The organism is Streptomyces tsukubensis (genome assembly GCF_003932715.1).
GTDB lineage: Bacteria > Actinomycetota > Actinomycetes > Streptomycetales > Streptomycetaceae > Streptomyces > Streptomyces tsukubensis.
Genome location: NZ_CP020700.1, coordinates 5,155,556 through 5,174,231, shown reverse-complemented (window position 1 = coordinate 5,174,231; position 18,676 = coordinate 5,155,556). Strand labels below are relative to the sequence as shown.

Sequence of the window (18,676 nt, the reverse complement as noted above, 5' to 3'; positions counted from 1 at the left end):
AGGAGCCATGACCCGAAGGCGCCGTCTCACCGGCACCACCATCGGGACGGTCGCCGCGAGTCTGCTGGTCTCCACCGGTGCCGTCGCGGGCGCGGCGAGTGTCGCCCGGGCCGAGGACCAGCCCGAGACCACGGCCGCCCCCGCTGCCGCCCCGGCCGCCGTCGGCGCGTACGTCGACTACGGTGCGGCGGGCCCTCGCCGGATGGCCGAACTGTCGCGGTGGCTCGGTGGTACGGAGCTCCGGGTCGGCCACACCTATCTGCCCGGCGACCGGTGGGCCGGTATCGAGGGGCAGGTCGGCTTCCTCGACGACTGGGCCCGCTGGCGGCGCGCCCGTGACGACCGGATGTTCGTCCTCAATGTGCCGATGCTGGAGCGGAACGAGGCCCGGGTGCCGGACCACGAGGTCCGCAGGCTGCTGCAGGCGGGCGCGTCGGGACAGTACGACGAACACTTCCGGGCGCTGGCCCGGCGCCTGGTGGACCTCGGCGTACCGGACACCGTCCTGGTCCTGGGCTGGGAGATGAACGGCATCACCTACACCCACCGCTGCGGACCGGACCCGGAGTCCTGGAAGACGTACTGGAACCGGATCGTGGCGGCGATGCGCTCGGTCGAGGGCCAGGCCTTCCGCTTCGACTTCGCGCCGAACCGGGGGCAGGACGCGGTGCCGTGGACCGCGTGCTACCCGGGCGACGGGGTGGTCGACATCATCGGGATGGACTCGTACGACCAGGCGCCGGGCCGGAGCTTCGAGGAGCAGGCGTCGGCGCCGTACGGGCTCCGTGCCCAGGTGCAGTTCGCGCGCGAGCACGGCAAGGCGATCTCGTACCCGGAGTGGGGGCTGTTCCGCAACGGGGACAACCCTGACTACATGCGGGGAATGCTCGACTGGATCGAGCAGCACCGGCCGCTGTACCACACCATCACGGACTACTGCCCGCACGGCGTCTGGCAGTGTAATAGCAACCCCAAATCGTCGAGTGTGTTCCGCACCCGGCTGTACAACCAGACGGGCCCGTCGGTCCCGACGACCCCGCCGGTGCCGCCAGTACCGCCCGTACCGCCCGTACCTCCGGTGCCGACGCCGACCGTGCCGCCGGTCCCGCCCGTACCGACGCCGACCGTGCCGCCCGTACCGACGGCGCCTCCGGCACCTCCCGTGCCACCGGCCCCGGAGCCGCCGGTGCCGCCGGAGCCCACGGTGCCGGTGCCGCCGGTGGTCACGAACCCGACCCCGAAGCCGGAGGAGCCCACTCCGGCACCGACCCCGACCCCGACGCCCACACCCACACCCACACCGAATGTGCCGGTGCCCGCACCGGTGCCGAACCCGCCCGTCCCGCCCGTCGTTCCCGGCCGGCTCGGCTCGGTCGACTGGTGCGTCGCGGTCCCGTTCTCGCCCTGGACGGACTCCTGGGCCCCGGGCGGGAAGTTCTGTGTGAAGGTCCCCTGGCCCGAGGGCTGGCCCGGGCCCCGCAACGGCGGTCGCTGAGCCCGCCCGGCCGGCCCGGCGGACCCGTTCAGCGGTCCGCCGGGCGCCGGGCACCCAGGCGGCCCGCCGAACGGATGCCGACGGCGGACCGCCAGTCCTTCAGCCGGTCGCGCCATTCCCGGGCCGCGGGGAACCGTTCGCCGACGGCCGTCGCGGCCCGCTCGCGCAGAGCGGCCCGTGACACGTGCAGCTTCAGCAGCGGTTCCAGGGTGTACGGGGCGAGCAGCAGCCGCTGGTTGGTGACCGCTTCGGGGCGCCAGTGGTTCTTGTACGGCTCCTTGCCGCGCAGCAGGCTCATCACCCGGCGGCCGGTACCGGCCGCGAGATCGGCGTCGTGCCGCAGCAGCATGGTGGTGACGTCGACCTTGCGCTCCCGCAGCCGGGGGTCCGCCCCGTACAAATAGCCGCCGGTGAACCGCCCGGACAGCAGGGCCACGCTCGCGGCGACGACCTCCCCGTCCAGCCGGTACTCGGTCAGGGCCGCGTCGCCGTCGCGGACCATGCGCCGGGTGGCCCGGACGAGATGCTCGGCGAACCGGGGCCGCAGATGCTCCACGGTCACCCCGCGGCCCCGCCACTGGAGTTCGTGGAGCCGCAGCAGATGCCCCATGGCCTCCGGGACGCCGTCCTCGCCGACGGTGATGTCTTCGATCTCCAGCGCGTCGATCTTCCGCAGCTTGGCCCGCACCCGCTGGGCGCGGGCCGTCGGCAGCCGTTTGACCAGCTCTTCGATAGGACTGGCGGGCAGTTCCAGACAGACGGAGTCGGTGAGCCGGGCACGGGCGCCGGTCCACCGCGCGTACAGCTTCTCGGCGGCGGCGCCCGGCCGGACCTCGCGCAGGTCGATCACCGCGTGCCGGGCGGCCCGCTGGAGCCCGCGCTCCAGCGCGTCCACGGCGGCGTTGGCGGCGGCCGGATCCGTACCGTCGGCGTCGTCGACGAGGATGTCGGAGTAGTCGGAGATACCGCCGCCGAGGGAGACGAGCAGCGGCATGGGCCGGTGCACCAGCATCAGCGGTGCGGCGGCCACCAGCCGTCCGCCGCGGCGGACGAGGACGATCCGCAGCCGGCCCCCGGTGCCGTAGGACAGCCACCACGACTCCAGCCAGGCGTGGCTCTGGAAGGGGGTGGCGGTGGAACAGCGGCGCTGGAGGTCGTCCCATTCGGGCCTCAGCAGGGCGAAGGTGCGCTGGTCCCGGCAGAGGGTGACGGTGAAGCCGTGCGGCTTCCGTTCCGCCGCGGCCATCAGACGCGCTCCTTCCCGGCGGCGGACCCCTGAGCAGCAGTGGCGGGCGCGGGCACGGAGGCGGGCGCGGCCGGTGTGCGGCCAGCGCTCCCGGTCTCGGTCCCGGTTCCGGCGCTTCGGTGCCGGGCCCGGGGCCGGACCAGCAGCACCAGACCGCCGATCAGGCCTCCGGTGGCGGCGCCGACGGCCGCGCCGAGCGGTGCGGAGGGCGATACGGGCTCGGCGGGCGGGATGGCCCGCGAGAAGCTCAGCAGCTGGACGCCGGTGTTCTTGGCGACCTGGTTGCCGCTCACGAACACGGCGTCGGCGACGGCGTTGGCGATATCGGCGGCTTCACCGGGGCGGTCCGAGGTGCCGGTGATCGCGATCATCGGCGAGTCGGGGGAGGTCTCGGTCCGTACCCGGCTCCGGAGTTCCTGCGCGGACATCGCGGCCGCGACCCGGGCGTAGGCGATGGTGGAGTCGCTGGTGGCGACGCGCCCGTACGCCTGGGCGAAGCCGAGGGCGGCCCCGGGCTGGGCGTCCTTGCCGGTGACGGCGACGACGAAACTGGTGGCGGCGTACTGGGGGGTGGCGAGCAGTCCGTACGCGCTCCCGCACAGGGCACCGGCGGCGGCGAGCGCGGGCAGCGGCCACCAGACGGGCAGCCGCCGGGACCGGTTCGCGGCCCACCGCAGCGGACCCGGCCGCCGGGACCGGGCGGGCGCCGGTGCCGGTGCCGGTTCGGGGCGATCGGTCTTCCCGGCCCGCTCGGGCCCGGGCTCCCGGGGCTCCGGGCGCGGGGTCTGCGGACTCTGCGGCTTGGTCATCGGTGGACTCTCTCGGTCGGATCGGGCTGGGTCTTCTGCCGGGGCAGGGTTCGGCCACGCGGGTTCGAGGGGTGGGGCCGGTCCCCGGCGAGCACGCGCTCGTAGACCTCGGCGACGAGGCCCGCGGTGCGGCGGATGTCGTAGTGCGCGACTCCGCCGGGTGCGGTACGGCTCCGCGGCGGGCGCCGGGCGGCGAGTTCGCGGACGGCGGCGGTGAGGGACGCGTCGTCGGGCCCGAACCGGACGGCTCCGGGCACCAGTTCCGGGGACAGGTCCTGGACGGCGGGACAGGTCCGGTACAGCACGGGCAGCCCGGCGGCGAGTGCCTCGACGACGGCGAGCCCGAAGGCTTCCTCCCGGGAGGCGGAGACGAAGGCGTCGACGGCGCTGAGGACTTCGGGAACGGTGATCCGGAGTCGGGGCCCGGCGGACGGCCCGGACCGGGCAGCGGCACCGGGCCCGGCAGGTGCCCCCGGCCGGGCGGGGGCACCCGCCCCGGCCGCAGCGCCCGCTTCTGCGGCTCCCGCTACGGGTGTCTCCTGCGCGGCAGTACCGCCCGGGCCGGTGGCACCGGCCCACACCGGAACCGCGGCTACCGCGGCCCGGTCGCAGCCGCCGGACCCGCCCACCCGGGCCGCACCGGGCGGCCCCGCAGCGACAGCGGCACCGGGGTCCGCGGGCGCCGAGCCGCCGGGCCCGGCGGAACCCGTGCCCACGGTGTGATCGGTCACCGGACCGCAACTGCCTCGCCCGGCAGGGCCGCCGGTGTCCGCCGTCGGGCCCGGCGCGCAGTCGCCCAGGAAGCGGACCCGGTCCGCCACGCCCAGCTCCGCCGCCAGCCTTTTCAGGGCGGGGCCTTCGGGGCCTTCGCCCGCGATGACGACCGTCACGGCGGGTACGGCAGCCGCCGTACGGATCAGGGCGTCGAAGCCCTTGCCGGGGACCAGCCGCCCCACCCCGCCCAGCAGATACGCGTCCGGGGCGACGCCGAGACCGGACCGTACCGCCGACCGGGCCGCCGGGTCGAAGCGGAACTGCCGCGCGTCGATGCCGTTGGGCACCGTGTGCGTCCGCTCCGGCGGGACGCCCCAATCGGCCAGCCGGGCCGCGACCGTGTCCGAGACCGCGACCGTCGCCGCGCCCAGGCGTTCCGTACCGCGGTACAGGGCACGGGTGCCGCGGGTCAGCGGCCGGCCTTCGATCTCGCGGTCGCCGAGGGAGTGCTCGGTCGCCACGACCGCCCGCACCCCGGCCAGCCGGGCCGCGATCCTCCCGTACACGCACGCCCGGTACAGATGGGTGTGGACGAGGCCGTAGCCGCCGTCCCTGATCAGCCGTACGAGCCGGGGCAGCGCGGCCAGGTCGCGGTTGCCGCACATACCGAGGTCGGTGACCTCGACCCCGTCCGCGCGCAGTCCGTCCGCGACCGGCCCCGGGTTGGTGAGCGTCACCACGTCGCAGGCGTAGGGCAGATGCCGCAGCAGCAGCCGCAGCTGCTGCTCGGCGCCGCCCGTGCCCAGGCCGGTGATCACCTGGAGCACCCGGGGAGCGGCGGCCGTCATCGCAGACCCGCCCGGTGCCCGGCCCGCTTCGCCCACAGCCGGACCGCGCGGTCGGCCTGGCTGATGTGCGTACGGGGCAGGGCGTAGGGGCCGCCGAGTCCGGCGGGCGGGCGGATCGCGCAGCCGTACGCGTACCCCGCCGAGCGCACCGCCGACGCGACCCGGCCGTCGACCGTGCCGTACGGATAGCAGAAGCCCTCCGGATCGCGGCCGGTCACCTCGCGCAGCCAGGCGCGGCTGCGGAGGGTCTCCTCGCGCAGGGCGTCGTCGTCGAGCCGGGTGAGGTCGACGTGGTACAGGCCGTGCGAGGCGATCTCGGTCCCGGCCGCGACGGCGGTACGGATCCCGGCCTCGTCGATCAGGGGTCTTCGGGGGCCGTCCGGGTCCCAGGCGTTGTCGCCGCCGAGCCGCCCGGGCAGCACGAACAGCGTCGCGGTGCAGTCGTGGCGGCGCAGGACGGGCAGCGCGCCGTCGGCGAAGTCGGCGTAGCCGTCGTCGAAGGTGAGGCCGACGAGCCCCCGGCCGCGGCCCTGCGCACAGGCCCGCAGCAGGGCCGCGACGGACACCCCGGTGAGTCCGCGGGCCCGCAGCCAGCGGAGCTGGAGGTCGAGGCGGTCGGGCGAGACGGTGATGCCGTACGGATCGTGCGCCGGGTCGGAGACCGAGTGGTACATCAGGATCCACGGCCGTCGGACGGCGGTGGCGACGGGCGCGGCCACGGCGGTGAGGGACAGGGCGGCGGTGGCGGTGGCGGGCGTCTGGTTGCGCGGTGGCGCCGTGTCAGCGGACATGTCGGGCGATCCTCTGTCGGATGAGAGCCAGCAGATGGACGACTTCGGGGGCTCGGACCGCGAGCCCGGTGACGGTGAAGACGGCGGGGACGAGCAGACAGCCCACGGCCAGGCTCGGCAGCGCCGCTTCGATCGTGCCCGCGGCGAGCCGTCCTGCGGCGGCGGCGCACCCGGCGGCGAGCGCGAGCCGCCCGAGTGCCGGGGTGATGGCGCGGACCCGGATGGGGACGACCCGGGAGCCGAGGCCGCGCAGCAGGAGCAGGGCGGTGGTGGAGATGCCCGCCGCGTTGGCGGCGGCGATGCCGTAGACGCCCCAGGGGCCGACGGCGGCCGCGCCCGCGGCCACGGTGACGACGAGCCCGGCGGCCATCGCGACGGCCGGATACCAGGTGGGGCGGCCCGCGGAGAAGAACGGGCGGCCCAGCGCGCCGACGAGAGTGTGGCCGAGGAGCCCGGCGGCGTACACCCGCATCACGGTCGCGGTGGTCTGTGTGTCCTCGGGGCCGAACGCGCCGCGCTGGAAGAGGACCTCCACGATCTGGGGGGCGTAGCCGATGATCAGCGCGGTGCCGAGGAGGACGGTCAGCCCGGCGAGCGCGAGATCGTTCTCGACCCGGCGGCGGGCCCGCTCCCGGTCGCCCTCCGCCATGGCCTTGGCGACGGCGGGGAAGGTGACGGTGCAGAACATCAGGGAGAGCACCATCGGCATCTGCGCGACCTTCTGCGCGTAGTTGAGGTGGGAGATCGCGCCGCTGGGGAGGGAGGAGGCGAGGAAGCGTTCGACGAGGACCTGGGACTGGCGGCTGACGGCGAAGAGCACGATGGGGGCGAGGAGTACTCCAACGGCTCCCGCGGGGCCCGCCGGGCCCGCCGGGGGTGTGCCGGGCTCTGCGCGGTGCGGGCCCTCCGGCTCCGGGTGAGTGCCGTTTGGGCCGGGGGCCGTCCGCCCGCCGTGGGCCGTTGCCGGCCGGTCGGGCAGTTCCGCCCCCGATGCCCCGAGGGGACGGACGCCCCGGAACCTGCCCGTACGGGCGCCGGTGCGGGGACGCGGCAGCGGATGCGGGCGCCGTGGGCGAGTGGTCACCTCGCGGGCGAAGAAGGGGAGTTGCACCAGGACCATCAGCGCTCCCCCGAACGCGACCCCCGCCGCCGCGGCCCGGACCCCCCACAGGCCGTGCAGGGCGATCGTGGTGGCGATGATCCCGGCGTTGTAGGCGACGTACACACCCGCGGGCGGCACAAAACAGCCGTGGGCGCGGAGCGCCGCACTGAAGTAGCCCGCGATGCCGAAGGTGAGCACGGTCAGCGCGGTCAGCCGGGTGCATTCGACGGCCAGCGCCGGATCGGCGAAACCGGGGGCGAGCGCGGCCACGAACTGCGGGGCGAAGACGAGCAGCAGCCCGGTCGCGGCGGCGAGGACGGCGAACAGCTTCGGAAAGGTGTGACGGACCAGTGCCCGTACCGGATCGCCGCGCAGCGCCCCGCCGTCCGGTTCCCCGGCCGCCGCCGCGCGCCGGGCCAGGGCGTGGCTGAACGCGGGGACGAGCAGCAGCGCCATGGCGTCCTCGATGAGGAGGGTCGCCGCCATCTCGGGCACGGTCCAGGAGATGAGGAAGGCGTCGCTGTCGACGCTGGCGCCGTAGATCTGGGCGATGGCCTGGTCGCGTACGAGGCCGAAGAGGGCGCCCGCGAGGGTGAGTCCGGCGGTGACGGCGGCGGCGCGGGCGAGGACGTTGCCGAGCCGGGAGGGTTCGGCCGTGGCGGAGGGTTTCCCGCGGGTGTCCACGCCGGTCATCCGGCCGTACCGGACCCGGGGCCGGGCGCGGGGGCGGGTGCGGGTGCGGTGCACGCCCGGGCCCGCTCCCCGGCCCGTACCCCGGTCCCCGTGGCCGGCCCCGGCACCCGTCCCGCGGCGCGGACCGGTTCGCCGAGGGGCGCCAGCGCCCACCGCGCCGCCAGGCCGAACACCACGCCCGTCAGCACGGTCGAGGGGCCGCCGATGTCCGCGTACAGGAAGTCGACGGTCTGCCAGAGCGTCAGCGCCACCGCCGCGAGACCGCAGTCCAGCGCGCCGCGCCGGACGAGGAGCCGCCGGACGCCGCCGACCAGCAGGGCCGCCCAGCTTCCGGTGAAGGCGACCGCGCCGATCAGCCCCTGTTCGCTGAGGATCAGCAGATACATGTTGTGCGGCGAGAGCAGCGGCTGGCGCAGGAACTCCTGTCCCGCGCCCGCGGTATCGCTGCCGGAGGAGAGGCCGATCGTGGCGTGGGAGTCCCGGTGGTCGGGGAAGCCCTTCAGTCCGACGCCGGTCAGCGGATGCCCGCGCCACATGCTCTCGGCGGCGGCCCACATCGTGTAGCGGTCGGTGACCGAGCGGTCGGGGGCGTCGGTGACCTGGGTGATGCTGCTGAGCCTGGCCCCGATCATCGCGGAGCCGACGCCGAAGCCGCCGACCAGGACGACGGTCGCGGCGACCGCGACGGCCAGCACCGTGAGGGCCCGGCGCACCCCGGCGAGCGTCAGCATCGCCAGCGCGGCGACGGCGGTGGCGATCCACGCGCCGCGGCTGAAGGAGAGCCCGAGGGGGACGACGAGGAGGACCGCGGCCCCGGCGGCGGCCGGGCGCAGCGGGACCGGGGCGCCCTTGGGCGTGCGCAGGGCGAGTGCGGCGGAGGCGAGGAGTCCGTACGCGACGACCGTGGCCATGCCCATGACGTCGGTGGGGCCGAAGGTGCCGACGGCCCGGATGTCCTCGCCCATGTACGAGGCGCCGGTACCGGTCGCGTACTGGTGCACCCCGATCGCGCCCTGGACCAGCGCCAGGACGACCAGCGCCCCGGTGACGGCGCGGAAGTCGCGGGCATCGCGCACCAGCAGCACCACGGCCGCCGGGACGAGGACGAAGACCTGGAGGTAGCGGACGAAACCGGGCACCGCGGCCAGCGGGTCGGCGGCGGTGACGGTGGCCAGGGCGATGGCGACGGCGGGCGCGCCCACGACGACGGCGGCGGTACGGCTCAGCGGACGGCTCCGGGTCCGCAGCACCCGGGCCAGACAGCACAGGACGAGAACCCCGGACGCGTAGTCGGCGGGCCCGAGCCCCCCGCCGCCGGCGGCCGGGACGGGCAGCGGTACGGCCAGCAGCAGCACCGTCACGACCAGGGGGAGCAGCTCCCACGGAATCGGCCTCGGCACCGGGGCGCCGAGGGGGCGCGGCCGTGGCGCGGTCCAGGGCACGGCCATCGTCAACTGCCTCCGAGCCGGAAGAGGGAGACGGCGGTACGCGCCATGATGCAGAGGTCCTGCCAGGGCGACCACGTCTCGATGTAGTGGTTGTCGAAGCGGGCCCGCTCCTCGATGGAGGTGTCCCCGCGCAGTCCGTGGACCTGGGCGAGTCCGGTGATGCCGACGGGCATCCGGTGGCGGGCGGCGTATCCGGGGTGTGTGTGGCTGAACCGGCCGACGTAGTAGGGGCGTTCGGGCCGGGGTCCGACGAGGCTCATATCGCCGCGGACGACGTTCCACAGCTGGGGCAGTTCGTCGAGGGAGGTCCGGCGGAGCACGCTGCCGGTGGCGCTCATCCGGTGGTCGTAGGCGATGTTCCAGCGGGTGGCGGACTCGTGGTCGTCGGCGGGGGCCAGGGTGCGGAACTTCAGCAGGGTGAAGGGGCGGCCGTCGAGCCCGATGCGCTCCTGACGGAAGATCACCCCGGGTCCGTCGGAGAGGCGTACGGCGAGGGCGCAGACGGCGAGTACGGGCGCGGCGGCCAGCAGCACCAGTCCGGCGAGCACGGTGTCGATGGCCCGTTTGACGGCCCGGGCGACGGGCCGGTGGAGCCCTCCGTGGAGGGGCTGTACGGCGAATCCCCACAGATGGTCGGGGCTCGCGGCGCGGTACCAGCGGTTGCCGGTGGTGGCGCCGCCGTCGACGAGCCACTGCCGTACGCCGGCCTGGGCGAAGAGGGCGACGAGGGCTGCGGACTCGTGGTCGGTGCCGGGCTGTTCGGTGAAGACGGCGTGGCGTACCGCGTTCTGGACGACGGCCCGGCCGACGTCCTCGGCGGTGGTGAGCAGCGGCAGGGAGCAGGCGGGGTCGGCGGGCCCGCCGCCGACCAGGCCCACCGGCCGCATCCCGTAGCCGGGGTGGTCGGCGAGTGCGGCGGTGACCTGGGGTGCCAGCGGTCCGGTGCCGATGACGAGGACGGAGCGGGGGCGGCGGGCCGCGGCCAGCCTGCGGGTGACGTACAGCAGGGCGCGGGCCCCGGTGCACAGCCCGGTCTGGACGGCGACGGCGAGCGCGAGTACGGCCTTGTCGACGGCGAGGGAGGCGTTCCAGGCGGCCGTGGCCTCGGCGAGCAGCAGCCACTGGAGGAGCGCGAGCCCGGCGAGGGCGGGGATCTCGGCGAGCGCGGAGGGCGAGAGCCGGGGCCGGTAGAGGCCGCGGCAGGCGTGGGCGGCGGGCTGGACGAGGAGGGCCGGGACGAGGAGGGCGGCGGGCCACGGCAGCGACGGCAGCAGCAGGGCGGCGGTCAGCGCGAGCGCCAGGGCGTCGGCGGTGAGCAGTCCGGCGGCGGGTCCGTAGCGGGCGGTGGTGCTGCGCCGGACGGCCCGGGCCGCGCGGTGGCGGTGGCGGGCGGTGCGGCGCGGCGGGTGCAGGGCCGTGACCGCCGAGGGCACGGCGACGGCGCGGTGGTGGTGGGGTGCGGGGGCGCTCTCCGTCGTCATCGCCTGGTGCGCTTTCTCGTCTGGTTGGGCGGCTTGGGGGGCGAGCTGAGCAGATCCTGGTAGAGCCCGGAGACCGCGGCGGCCGTCTGCCGTACGTCGCAGGTGGCCCGCATATGGGTCTGCGCCTCGCGGCCGAGGCGGGCCCGCAGATCCGGGTCGGTGAGCAGCCCGGTGAGCGCGGCGGCGAGGGCCTGCGGATCGTCCGGGGGTACGAGGCCGTGGATGTCGTGGCCGGGCGGGAGGCTCTCCCGGGCGCCGCTGACGTCGGTGACGACGACCGGCAGTCCGCAGGCCATGGCTTCGAGGGGGGCGAGCGCCATGCCCTCCCAGCGGGAGGGGAGGACGACGGCGTCGGCGGCCCGCAGCCAGGGGCGGATGTCGTGGATGGCGCCGGCGAACCGGACCCCGGGCGGGGCGAGCCGGGTGAGCGCGGCGCGGTCGGGGCCGTCGCCGACGAGGACGAGCCGGGCGCCGGGGACGGCGGCCCGCACCGCGGGCCAGGCGGCGAGCAGCACGTCCTGGCCCTTCTGGCGGCAGAGCCGGCCGACGCAGAGGACGACGGGCGCGTCGTCGGGCACCCCGGTCAGCTCGGGCAGTCCGGCGCGCTCCCGCAGCCGGTCGCCCCGGTCGGCGGGCGGTACGGGCCGTCCGCCGACCAGTCCGGCGCCGGGTTCGAAGTGCCCGAGGTCGACGCCGTTGCGGATGACGGCCCAGCGGGCGGCGATCCCGGCGCTCTCCCCCGCCCGCCGCTCGGTCTCGCTGACGCAGAGCGTCCGGGTGGACCAGCGGGTGCCGTACCGCTCCCAGATCCGGGCCAGTTCGGCGGCGCGCCCTTCGACGGCGTCGAACGACCAGGCGTGCGGCTGGAAGACGGTGGGCACCCGGCCGCGGACCGCCAGCCGGGCGACCAGACCCGCCTTGGCGCTGTGGGCGTGCACGAGATGCGGACTGCTGCGGCGGATCAGCCGGGCGGCGGTCCACACCTCTCGCAGCAGGGCGGGTCCGGGGGCGCGTCCGGCGGGCCAGGAGTGCACCCGGGCCCCGGCCTCGGCGGCGCGTTCGGCGAGTTCGCCGCCGGGCGGGCAGGCGACCTCGGCCCGCAGTCCTTCGGCGATCTGCGCCCGGACGAGGTCGGTGACCACGCGGGCGACTCCCCCTTCCACCGGCTGCACCAGATGGAAGATCGTCAGTTGGCTCGGCTCGGTCCGGTTTCTCTGCGGCACGTGCGGCTCTCTTGGTACGTGGGGCGGATCAGGCTCGGGGCGAGCAGCGCCGCGCGGGGAATGTCAGCGGCGGGTGTCTGCCTGCACGAAGAGAACGCCGAGGGAGTATCCGAGGTTTTCGGTCTCGAAGCGGAAACTCAAACTGGTGACCCCGGACACCAGTGCGGCGCCGATGTCATAGACATCCGAGTCGTATCCAAGGGTGTTGCTATGGGCAGGTTGTCGGACCAGCGGATTTCCGGGTCCGGTAATGGTGGAGTTCATCAGGTCGTCGGCCGGATTTCCCGCACCTTTGAGGTCGAACGTCTTTCCGGTGTCCGTACGGATGCGGGCCCGGTCGCCGGTGGTGCCGCGGTCCCCGTCGTATCCGGCGAGGCCGGCGATCCCTTCGGCCCCGGCGGGGATCCGGAGTCCGGTGAGGGCGATCTCGTACGCCGGGTTCGCCTTGTTCAGGGTCTGGAACCCGTCCCAGAGGGCGAGGTGGCGCAGGGGTGCGGTGGGGTCCTCGTAGGCGACGACGAGGGTCCAGCCGCCCCAGGCGCCGACGTCGGAGTGGCCCATGGCGACGTTGATCTGGGCGACGGTCCAGAGTCCCGAACCGCTGCTGCGGACCAGCGGGGTGATGTCGGCGGAGGCCTGGAAGGCATCGGCGCCGTCGGCGTCGCGGTGGGCCGTGCGGGTGTCGGCGAGGACCTCTTTGTACCGTCCGCCGGGTTCCGCGATGAGCACGCGGCCGTTGTCCTTCGGGGGTTTCTGCTCGCCGACCCGCAGGTTGCCGCCCCAGTACAGCCGGGCGTAGGTCACCTCGGCGCCCGGCGGCAGGGTGAGCCGGGCGCGGCTGGAGTTGTAGGTGTTGGGGTCGTCGTCCTCGTCGACGTAGAACATCTCGTAGTCGCTGTTGACGCCGCTGCCGCCCTGCTGGACCGCCGCACAGGGGGTGGCGCCGGTGGTCTCGGGGGTGCGGCAGGTGATGGCGGCGTTGGCGGTACGCACGATCCCGCCGTGCTGGACGGCGTGGTAGCGCTGGGCGAAGGGAAGGCTCGACGACTCGGGCTGGCCGGACTGCCCGATGGCCCCGGCGCCGCCCGCGGCGGGCCCGAGCACGGCGGCGGCCGCCAGCAGAAGCGCGGCGCCCCGGACGCCCCTGGTGGTGCTGCCCGGCGAGTTCGACATGAGGCGCCTCTCCCACTCGGTCAAGATGACAAGAACAGGAGTGTGCACTTTGACAGATGAACCACCGGTAATCACGCCGGACGCGCCTTGAGCCGCTGTCACGGCAACCCACGGCGGCCCCTTATCAAACCTTCGGGTGATTCGACGCACCCTTTTCCGCCGATGCTCGTTATGGCGTTTTCCCGTTCCTCGGCCGGGTTGGACGATAACCCCCGGGCGGGGCCGTCGTTGTCCACGGTGACGGCGGCGAGGAACGTCGCCGGAGAAAGGGATGCGAAGAGATGAAGTATTCGTCGAGGGTTGCCGTGATCATCGCCGGTTCGGTGGCCGCGGTCGGCGCGGCGGCACCCGCGATGGCCGCGACCGCAGCCCCGCCGGCCATGCCGCCCATGAGCCTGAACGGCGGCCTCACCCACATCGTCGAACAGTCCCCGCTGCTCAACGGCGGCAGCGGCAACGTCGTAAAGGACGCCGCGGAAACGGCGATGCAGCTCAACAGCATCAAGGGACAGGCACCCGAGCGCATCCTGAAGACCGCCGCCGGAGCCACCCCGATGCTGGGCGGGATCTCGGTCGGCGGCTGACGGAGTCCGGGTACGGGGAAGGGGTGCGGCCGCTGCGGCCGCACCCCTTCCCCGTACCCGAACGTCTCGTACCCGGTCGGCTCCGCACCCGTACGGCGGCAGAAAAAGGGTGGTGCCCCCGGCCGGGAGCCGGGGGCACCACCCGTGACGCGCCGTGCGGACGTCAGGCGTTGGCGCCGGTGTTGCCGAAGGCCGGGTTCAGCAGCCCGATGACGTTGATCGAGTTGCCGACGACGTTGACCGGCACGTGCACCGGGACCTGGACCACATTGCCGGACAGGACGCCCGGGGAGTTGGCGGCGGCGCCGTTCGCGTCGCTGCTGGCGAACGCGTTGCCGGCGGCGGCACCCGCGGCGAGTCCGGCGGTGGCGAGCACCACGGCGGCCTTCTTGGCAGTGTTCATGGGAGATAGCACCTTCTGTTCGATGTTCTGCCCTGCGTAAGGGCTCACACAGATCGAAACGGACGATGCGCGGCGGGGACACGGGCGACATGTCGGGGGACCCCCGTTCGGCCCAACGGCCGCCCGTTTCCGGCCCCCGGACCCGGCCGCCGCGGTCCGGTCCGACCAGGGCGTGTGCGCCATTGGGGTGAACCGGGAGAACCAAACTCGGCGGCCCGCTGTTGTCAGGTCGCTCCGCTAGTGGGCATCCACGAGACAGAAGGACGGAACATGCTCAAGAAGGTTATGGCGACCGCAGTGGTCGGCCTCTCCGTGGTGGGCGCGGGTGCCGGGCAGGCTATGGCCATCGGCGACCACACGGGCACCACGTCGGTCAGCGGCAACGGCGCGTCGCAGTCCTACGGCAACGCCGAGACCTACGGCGACATGAGCCCCCAGCTCAGCCTGGTCCAGGGGTCACTGAACAAGCCCTGCATCGGTCTGCCGCTGAAGGCCAACGCCGGCTCCCTCGTGGGCGTCCTCGTGCCGGTCGCCGTCCAGGACATCCCGATCCTGTCGGCTCCGCAGAACCAGCAGTGCACCGAGAACTCGACGCAGGCCAAGGGCGACGAGCCGCTCTCGCACCTGCTCAGCAACATCCCGGTCCTCTCGGGCAACGGCGTCGCCAACAGCTGAGGCGGCCCGCCACAGCGGACGGCACGAAGCCCCCGGCACCCGCCCGGTGCCGGGGGCTTCCCCCTTCTCCACCGCTCCCCTCCCCCGATTCCGCACGCTTTTCCGGCCCTCCCTTCCCGCCGCACCCCGGAATTGCTGAAACGTTTACTCGAAAACCCTGCTCCGATTGCCTCATCATTTCGAAGGAATCCGTACGGCGGAAATTCACTCGGCAGATGGGTGAACGAGCCTCGGCAGACGGCCGTCGGGGCTGCTTGAATGGGCCCGCGGACCGTGGAATCGGATCCGTTCCGGATGCCTGCCTCCAGCCGGCGGCGCATTGCGTCGTGGGGCAGTCGTGCTTCCAGTTGGCATGGCGCATCCGGGGACGAATCGCGATCCGCCGTATCGGAGGACGGGACCGTCCGAGGTCCCTCCTCCGATATTCCGGGCGTCGACCATCCGGCCGTATTACGGCTTTCGGGTGAACGCGCGGAACCAAACGGATCGGGGGCAGTTGATCAGTCTGCTCCACGATCGATCGTTCATAGCGAAAAGGGAACATCAAGTGATCAAGAAGATTCTGGCCACCGCTGCGGTCACCGCGTCGATGGTGGGCGCCGGCGCCACGGTGGCCGCTCCGGCCATGGCCATCGGCAACGACAACGGCACCACGTCCTTCAGCGGCAACGGCGCCTCGCAGACCTACGGCAACTCCGCCACGCACGGCGACATGAGCCCGCAGATGGCCCTCATCCAGGGCTCGCTGAACAAGCCCTGCATCGGCCTGCCCGCGAAGGTCAACGCCGGTTCCCTCATCGGCGTCATCCCGATCGCCGTCCAGGACGTCCCGATCCTGTCGGCGCCGCAGAACCAGCAGTGCACCGAGAACTCGACGCAGGCCAAGGGCGACGAGCCGCTGTCGCACATCCTCAGCAACATCCCGGTCCTCTCGGGCAACGGCGCCGGCAACAGCTGAGCCGTCCGCCTCTGAGTTGTGCCCCCGAGCGTTCGGCGCCCGGGGGCACACCCCTTTCCCGGGGCATTTCCCCGGACCGCTTCGCATACGAGTGACTTTTCCTCAGGTCGCTATAGGCGAGGTTTCCTGGCGGGAACCCAGTCGTTACTAGATCTGCGGGGGCGCCATGGAACAGATGACTGTCGGCGCAGCGCACGAGGGTCGTGCCTGCGTTCAGTGCCGCCGCTGAAAGGATCGAACAATGAAGCACAAGAAGGCTGCCGCCACCGTTGCGGGTATTCTGCTGGCGCTCAGCGCGGCCGCTCCGGCCGTGGCCGACTCGAACGCCAACGGTGCTGCCGCCAACTCCCCCGGCGTGCTGTCCGGCAATGTGATCCAGATCCCGGTTCACGTTCCGATCAATGTCTGCGGCAATACGGTGAACATCATTGCGCTGCTGAACCCGAGCCTCGGCAACGCCTGTGTGAACGGCTGATCCTTCACCGGTCATGAGGGAATGGGAAACGGCCGGTCCACCGGCCGCCGGACCCGGGGCCCCGGGGTGCGTCGCCGCATCCCGGGGCCTTTCCCCGTCCACGCCCGGCACCGGGCGGACCGGCCGCGGAATGGGCCCGGCACCCCGCCGCCGCCCCCGCACGCCGGATTACCGGTCCGGGGCGGCGTGGGCTAAAACACTCGGCGAGCGGCGACCGACGGTCGTAAGCTCACGCACATGCAGGTGATCCAGTCGACGAAGCTCGCCAATGTCTGTTACGAGATCCGCGGTCCGGTCCTTGAGGAGGCGATGCGGCTGGAGGCAGCAGGACACCGGATCCTCAAGCTGAACACCGGCAACCCCGCAGCATTCGGATTCGAGTGCCCGCCGGAGATCCTGGAGGACATCCTCCGCAATGTGGGCGGGGCCCACGGTTACGGTGACGCGAAGGGGCTGCTCTCGGCGCGGCGCGCGGTGATGCAGCACTACCAGACCAAGGGCATCGGCCTCGATGTCGAGGACATCTATCTGGGCAACGGCGTCTCAGAGCTGATCCAGATGTCGATGCAGGCACTGCTCGACGACGGGGACGAGGTGCTGGTCCCGGCGCCGGACTATCCGCTGTGGACGGCGTCCGTCTCGCTGGCCGGCGGCACCGCGGTGCACTACCGCTGCGACGAGCAGTCGGACTGGATGCCCGACCTCGCCGATCTGGAGCGCAAGATCACCGACCGGACCAAGGCCATGGTGATCATCAATCCGAACAACCCCACGGGCGCGGTCTACGACGACGAGCTGCTGCGCGGGCTGACCGACATCGCCCGCCGCCACCGGCTGGTGGTCTGCTCCGACGAGATCTACGACAAGATCCTCTACGACGGAGCGACCCACACCCCGACCGCCGCGATCGCCCCGGACCTGCTGACCCTCACCTTCAACGGGCTCTCCAAGAACTACCGGGTGGCCGGTTACCGCTCCGGCTGGCTGGCGGTCTGCGGCCCCAAGACGCACGCCGCCTCCTATATCGAGGGGCTGACCATCCTCGCCAATATGCGGCTGTGCGCGAATATGCCCTCGCAGCACGCAGTGGCCACCGCACTGGGCGGCAGGCAGTCCATCGAGGACCTCGTCCTGCCGGGCGGCCGGATACTGGAACAGCGCGATGCGGCGTACGACCTGCTGACGCAGATCCCCGGCGTCACCTGCGTCAAACCGAAGGGCGCGCTCTATCTCTTCCCCCGGCTGGACCCGAAGGTCTACAAGATCAAGGACGACCGGCAGATGGTCCTCGACCTGCTCCGGGCCGAGAAGATCATGGTGGTCCACGGGACGGGCTTCAACTGGCCCGAGCCGGATCACTTCCGGATCGTCACCCTGCCCGCGACCAAGGACCTGGCGGACGCGGTGACCCGGATCGGATCGTTCCTGGACGGCTACAGCCAGCACTGAGCCGAACCGCCCCCCTGAGCGGACGGATCGGGCCGAATTCCGACCAGGACGAACTTTAGACTGAATCCAAGGTAGGATGGTCTCCTGACAGTGAGCAGGAGGCCATCTTTATGTACGAGCCGATCCGCACCAGGTCTGTCCACTCGATGGCCGACACCGCCGCGTATCCGCATCGCTCCCGCGAGGAGGAGCTGGACATCCAGCTCGCGGGCCATCTCTCCGCTCTGCTGGCGGTCACCGACGAGCTGGCCCTGGACACCGCGGCCGACCGGATCGCGACCCAGGTCGCCCGGCTGCGCGGGGCGCCGCCCGCCCGGCATACGGCGCTGAGCGGTGCCGACCCGCTGGCGCTGCACCGCAGGGCACATGCGCTCGCCGGGCGCGCCTTGGTCGTCGCCGCGTCCCGGGCCGATACGGCGGTGGCGATCCTGGCCGCCGAGCGGATGGACGCCCATGCGGCCGCCCTCGGCGGCGCGGAGCTCGCCGCGGCCTGAGTCGTACGGCACGAAACCGTGAGGAACCGAGACCTCGTCCACCCCGGTGGGCGGGGTCCCGGCAGTTGTCCACAGGCCCCGGTCCCGCCCCCGTACGGCCGGTAGAGTCGGGGAGATCTGCAGGTGTCGGGAAGCTGCTGCCGGGGGGCGCGCGTGGCGTGGGACGAGTGGGAACAGATCAAAGCCGGGGTGGCCGAACGGGAGGCCACCGCGATGCGGCTGAACGGACTGCCGCCGGATGAGACGGGCCCGGGCATCAGCGCGGTCACCCTGGGGTTGCAGTCCAGCCGGCAGGCGTGGCTCGCGGCCGGGGAGGGCGTCGGCTCCTTACGCAGAGGGGTCACGACGGCAGTCGGCAAGCTGACGGACGGGCAGTCCGGGCTCGGCGAGACCGCCGGGTGCCTCAGCGCCGCGGCCCAGCAGGAGCTGTACGCCTCCTGGAAAAAGTACGCCGATGACGTGAGCCGGCGCTGCGGGAGCCTCCAGGGGATCCTGGATCAGGTCGGCCGGGAGCTGCTGCGGACCGACGAGGCCGTGGAGGCCGAAATCGGCAAGGTGCGGGCGGAGTTCGCGGACCGCGACGATATCGCCTGCGTGCCGACGAGGCGGTGACGG

The 18,676-nt window shown here is 73.2% G+C and carries 18 protein-coding genes and 1 pseudogene; 8 read left to right on the top strand and 11 right to left on the bottom strand.

The window, feature by feature from the left end; genetic code table 11:
* Nucleotides 1–7: 7 nt before the first annotated feature.
* A complete protein-coding gene (locus B7R87_RS21390; protein WP_130584869.1) occupies nt 8–1,495 on the top strand; it encodes a glycoside hydrolase family 26 protein in 1,488 nt (495 codons plus the stop codon).
* A gap of 28 nt (nt 1,496–1,523) precedes the next feature.
* Here B7R87_RS21390 and B7R87_RS21385 read toward each other — a convergent pair whose 3' ends face one another.
* The 10 genes and pseudogenes from B7R87_RS21385 to B7R87_RS21345 all read right to left on the bottom strand — a co-directional run bounded on the left by B7R87_RS21385 (nt 1,524) and on the right by B7R87_RS21345 (nt 13,023).
* The gene (locus tag B7R87_RS21385; RefSeq protein ID WP_130584870.1) at nt 1,524–2,741 is read right to left on the bottom strand and encodes a GNAT family N-acetyltransferase; all 1,218 of its coding nucleotides are present in this window, start codon (nt 2,739–2,741) and stop codon (nt 1,524–1,526) included.
* On the bottom strand, nt 2,741–3,550 hold the full coding sequence (locus tag B7R87_RS21380) for a YveK family protein (RefSeq protein WP_233168893.1): 810 nt from the start codon (nt 3,548–3,550) through the stop codon (nt 2,741–2,743). The genes B7R87_RS21385 and B7R87_RS21380 overlap by 1 nt, the downstream gene beginning before the upstream one ends.
* Complete coding sequence (locus tag B7R87_RS34525) at nt 3,547–4,266, bottom strand: glycosyltransferase (protein ID WP_456300569.1); 720 nt, start codon at nt 4,264–4,266, stop codon at nt 3,547–3,549. Before B7R87_RS34525 ends, B7R87_RS21380 begins: the two co-directional genes overlap by 4 nt.
* Nucleotides 4,267–4,337: 71 nt before the next feature.
* A pseudogene (locus tag B7R87_RS34520) lies at nt 4,338–5,112 on the bottom strand (glycosyltransferase); the annotation flags it as partial.
* Complete coding sequence (locus tag B7R87_RS21370) at nt 5,109–5,903, bottom strand: polysaccharide deacetylase family protein (RefSeq protein WP_006346982.1); 795 nt, start codon at nt 5,901–5,903, stop codon at nt 5,109–5,111. The gene B7R87_RS21370 and the pseudogene B7R87_RS34520, both read right to left, overlap by 4 nt.
* Nucleotides 5,893–7,752: a lipid II flippase MurJ gene (locus B7R87_RS21365; protein ID WP_006346983.1), complete on the bottom strand. Its 1,860-nt coding sequence runs from the start codon at nt 7,750–7,752 to the stop codon at nt 5,893–5,895. Before B7R87_RS21365 ends, B7R87_RS21370 begins: the two co-directional genes overlap by 11 nt.
* The gene (locus tag B7R87_RS21360; protein ID WP_130584872.1) at nt 7,695–9,146 is read right to left on the bottom strand and encodes an O-antigen ligase family protein; all 1,452 of its coding nucleotides are present in this window, start codon (nt 9,144–9,146) and stop codon (nt 7,695–7,697) included. Before B7R87_RS21360 ends, B7R87_RS21365 begins: the two co-directional genes overlap by 58 nt.
* Before the next feature lie 2 nt (nt 9,147–9,148).
* Nucleotides 9,149–10,627 carry an exopolysaccharide biosynthesis polyprenyl glycosylphosphotransferase gene (locus B7R87_RS21355; protein WP_130584873.1) on the bottom strand — a complete coding sequence of 493 codons (1,479 nt, stop codon included), beginning with the start codon at nt 10,625–10,627 and terminating at the stop codon, nt 9,149–9,151.
* Nucleotides 10,624–11,850, bottom strand: coding sequence for a glycosyltransferase family 4 protein (locus B7R87_RS21350; RefSeq protein WP_130584874.1), 1,227 nt, complete (start codon nt 11,848–11,850; stop codon nt 10,624–10,626). The genes B7R87_RS21355 and B7R87_RS21350 overlap by 4 nt, the downstream gene beginning before the upstream one ends.
* 63 nt (nt 11,851–11,913) lie before the next feature.
* Nucleotides 11,914–13,023, bottom strand: coding sequence for a hypothetical protein (locus B7R87_RS21345; RefSeq protein ID WP_006346987.1), 1,110 nt, complete (start codon nt 13,021–13,023; stop codon nt 11,914–11,916).
* Nucleotides 13,024–13,304: 281 nt separating this feature from the next.
* On the opposite strand from B7R87_RS21345, the gene B7R87_RS21340 reads away from it, so the two are divergent.
* A complete protein-coding gene (locus B7R87_RS21340) occupies nt 13,305–13,607 on the top strand; it encodes a hypothetical protein (RefSeq protein ID WP_040914625.1) in 303 nt (100 codons plus the stop codon).
* 163 nt (nt 13,608–13,770) lie between these two features.
* Here the strand turns inward: B7R87_RS21340 and B7R87_RS21335 are convergent, their stop codons facing one another.
* Nucleotides 13,771–14,010, bottom strand: a complete 240-nt coding sequence (locus tag B7R87_RS21335; protein WP_006346989.1) for a chaplin — start codon at nt 14,008–14,010, stop codon at nt 13,771–13,773.
* 270 nt (nt 14,011–14,280) lie between these two features.
* On the opposite strand from B7R87_RS21335, the gene B7R87_RS21330 reads away from it, so the two are divergent.
* From B7R87_RS21330 to B7R87_RS21305, 6 genes are all read left to right on the top strand, one after another.
* Nucleotides 14,281–14,685: a rodlin gene (locus tag B7R87_RS21330; RefSeq protein WP_040914627.1), complete on the top strand. Its 405-nt coding sequence runs from the start codon at nt 14,281–14,283 to the stop codon at nt 14,683–14,685.
* Nucleotides 14,686–15,232: 547 nt separating this feature from the next.
* Nucleotides 15,233–15,643: a rodlin gene (locus B7R87_RS21325; protein ID WP_006346991.1), complete on the top strand. Its 411-nt coding sequence runs from the start codon at nt 15,233–15,235 to the stop codon at nt 15,641–15,643.
* 241 nt (nt 15,644–15,884) lie between these two features.
* On the top strand, nt 15,885–16,118 hold the full coding sequence (locus B7R87_RS21320; RefSeq protein ID WP_006346992.1) for a chaplin: 234 nt from the start codon (nt 15,885–15,887) through the stop codon (nt 16,116–16,118).
* A gap of 237 nt (nt 16,119–16,355) precedes the next feature.
* Complete coding sequence (locus B7R87_RS21315) at nt 16,356–17,567, top strand: pyridoxal phosphate-dependent aminotransferase (protein WP_006346993.1); 1,212 nt, start codon at nt 16,356–16,358, stop codon at nt 17,565–17,567.
* A gap of 110 nt (nt 17,568–17,677) precedes the next feature.
* Nucleotides 17,678–18,061 carry an SCO4983 family protein gene (locus B7R87_RS21310; RefSeq protein WP_006346994.1) on the top strand — a complete coding sequence of 128 codons (384 nt, stop codon included), beginning with the start codon at nt 17,678–17,680 and terminating at the stop codon, nt 18,059–18,061.
* 153 nt (nt 18,062–18,214) lie between these two features.
* A complete protein-coding gene (locus B7R87_RS21305) occupies nt 18,215–18,673 on the top strand; it encodes a hypothetical protein (protein WP_006346995.1) in 459 nt (152 codons plus the stop codon).
* The last annotated feature ends 3 nt before the right edge of the window (nt 18,674–18,676 follow it).

Coding starts and splice junctions, on each gene's coding strand:
- B7R87_RS21390 (WP_130584869.1), top strand. CDS start 8: ATGACCCGAAGGCGCCGTCTCACCGGCACCACCATCGGGACGGTCGCC.
- B7R87_RS21385 (WP_130584870.1), bottom strand. CDS start 2,741: ATGGCCGCGGCGGAACGGAAGCCGCACGGCTTCACCGTCACCCTCTGC.
- B7R87_RS21380 (WP_233168893.1), bottom strand. CDS start 3,550: ATGACCAAGCCGCAGAGTCCGCAGACCCCGCGCCCGGAGCCCCGGGAG.
- B7R87_RS21370 (WP_006346982.1), bottom strand. CDS start 5,903: ATGTCCGCTGACACGGCGCCACCGCGCAACCAGACGCCCGCCACCGCC.
- B7R87_RS21360 (WP_130584872.1), bottom strand. CDS start 9,146: ATGGCCGTGCCCTGGACCGCGCCACGGCCGCGCCCCCTCGGCGCCCCG.
- B7R87_RS21355 (WP_130584873.1), bottom strand. CDS start 10,627: ATGACGACGGAGAGCGCCCCCGCACCCCACCACCACCGCGCCGTCGCC.
- B7R87_RS21345 (WP_006346987.1), bottom strand. CDS start 13,023: ATGTCGAACTCGCCGGGCAGCACCACCAGGGGCGTCCGGGGCGCCGCG.
- B7R87_RS21340 (WP_040914625.1), top strand. CDS start 13,305: ATGAAGTATTCGTCGAGGGTTGCCGTGATCATCGCCGGTTCGGTGGCC.
- B7R87_RS21335 (WP_006346989.1), bottom strand. CDS start 14,010: ATGAACACTGCCAAGAAGGCCGCCGTGGTGCTCGCCACCGCCGGACTC.
- B7R87_RS21330 (WP_040914627.1), top strand. CDS start 14,281: ATGCTCAAGAAGGTTATGGCGACCGCAGTGGTCGGCCTCTCCGTGGTG.
- B7R87_RS21320 (WP_006346992.1), top strand. CDS start 15,885: ATGAAGCACAAGAAGGCTGCCGCCACCGTTGCGGGTATTCTGCTGGCG.
- B7R87_RS21315 (WP_006346993.1), top strand. CDS start 16,356: ATGCAGGTGATCCAGTCGACGAAGCTCGCCAATGTCTGTTACGAGATC.
- B7R87_RS21310 (WP_006346994.1), top strand. CDS start 17,678: ATGTACGAGCCGATCCGCACCAGGTCTGTCCACTCGATGGCCGACACC.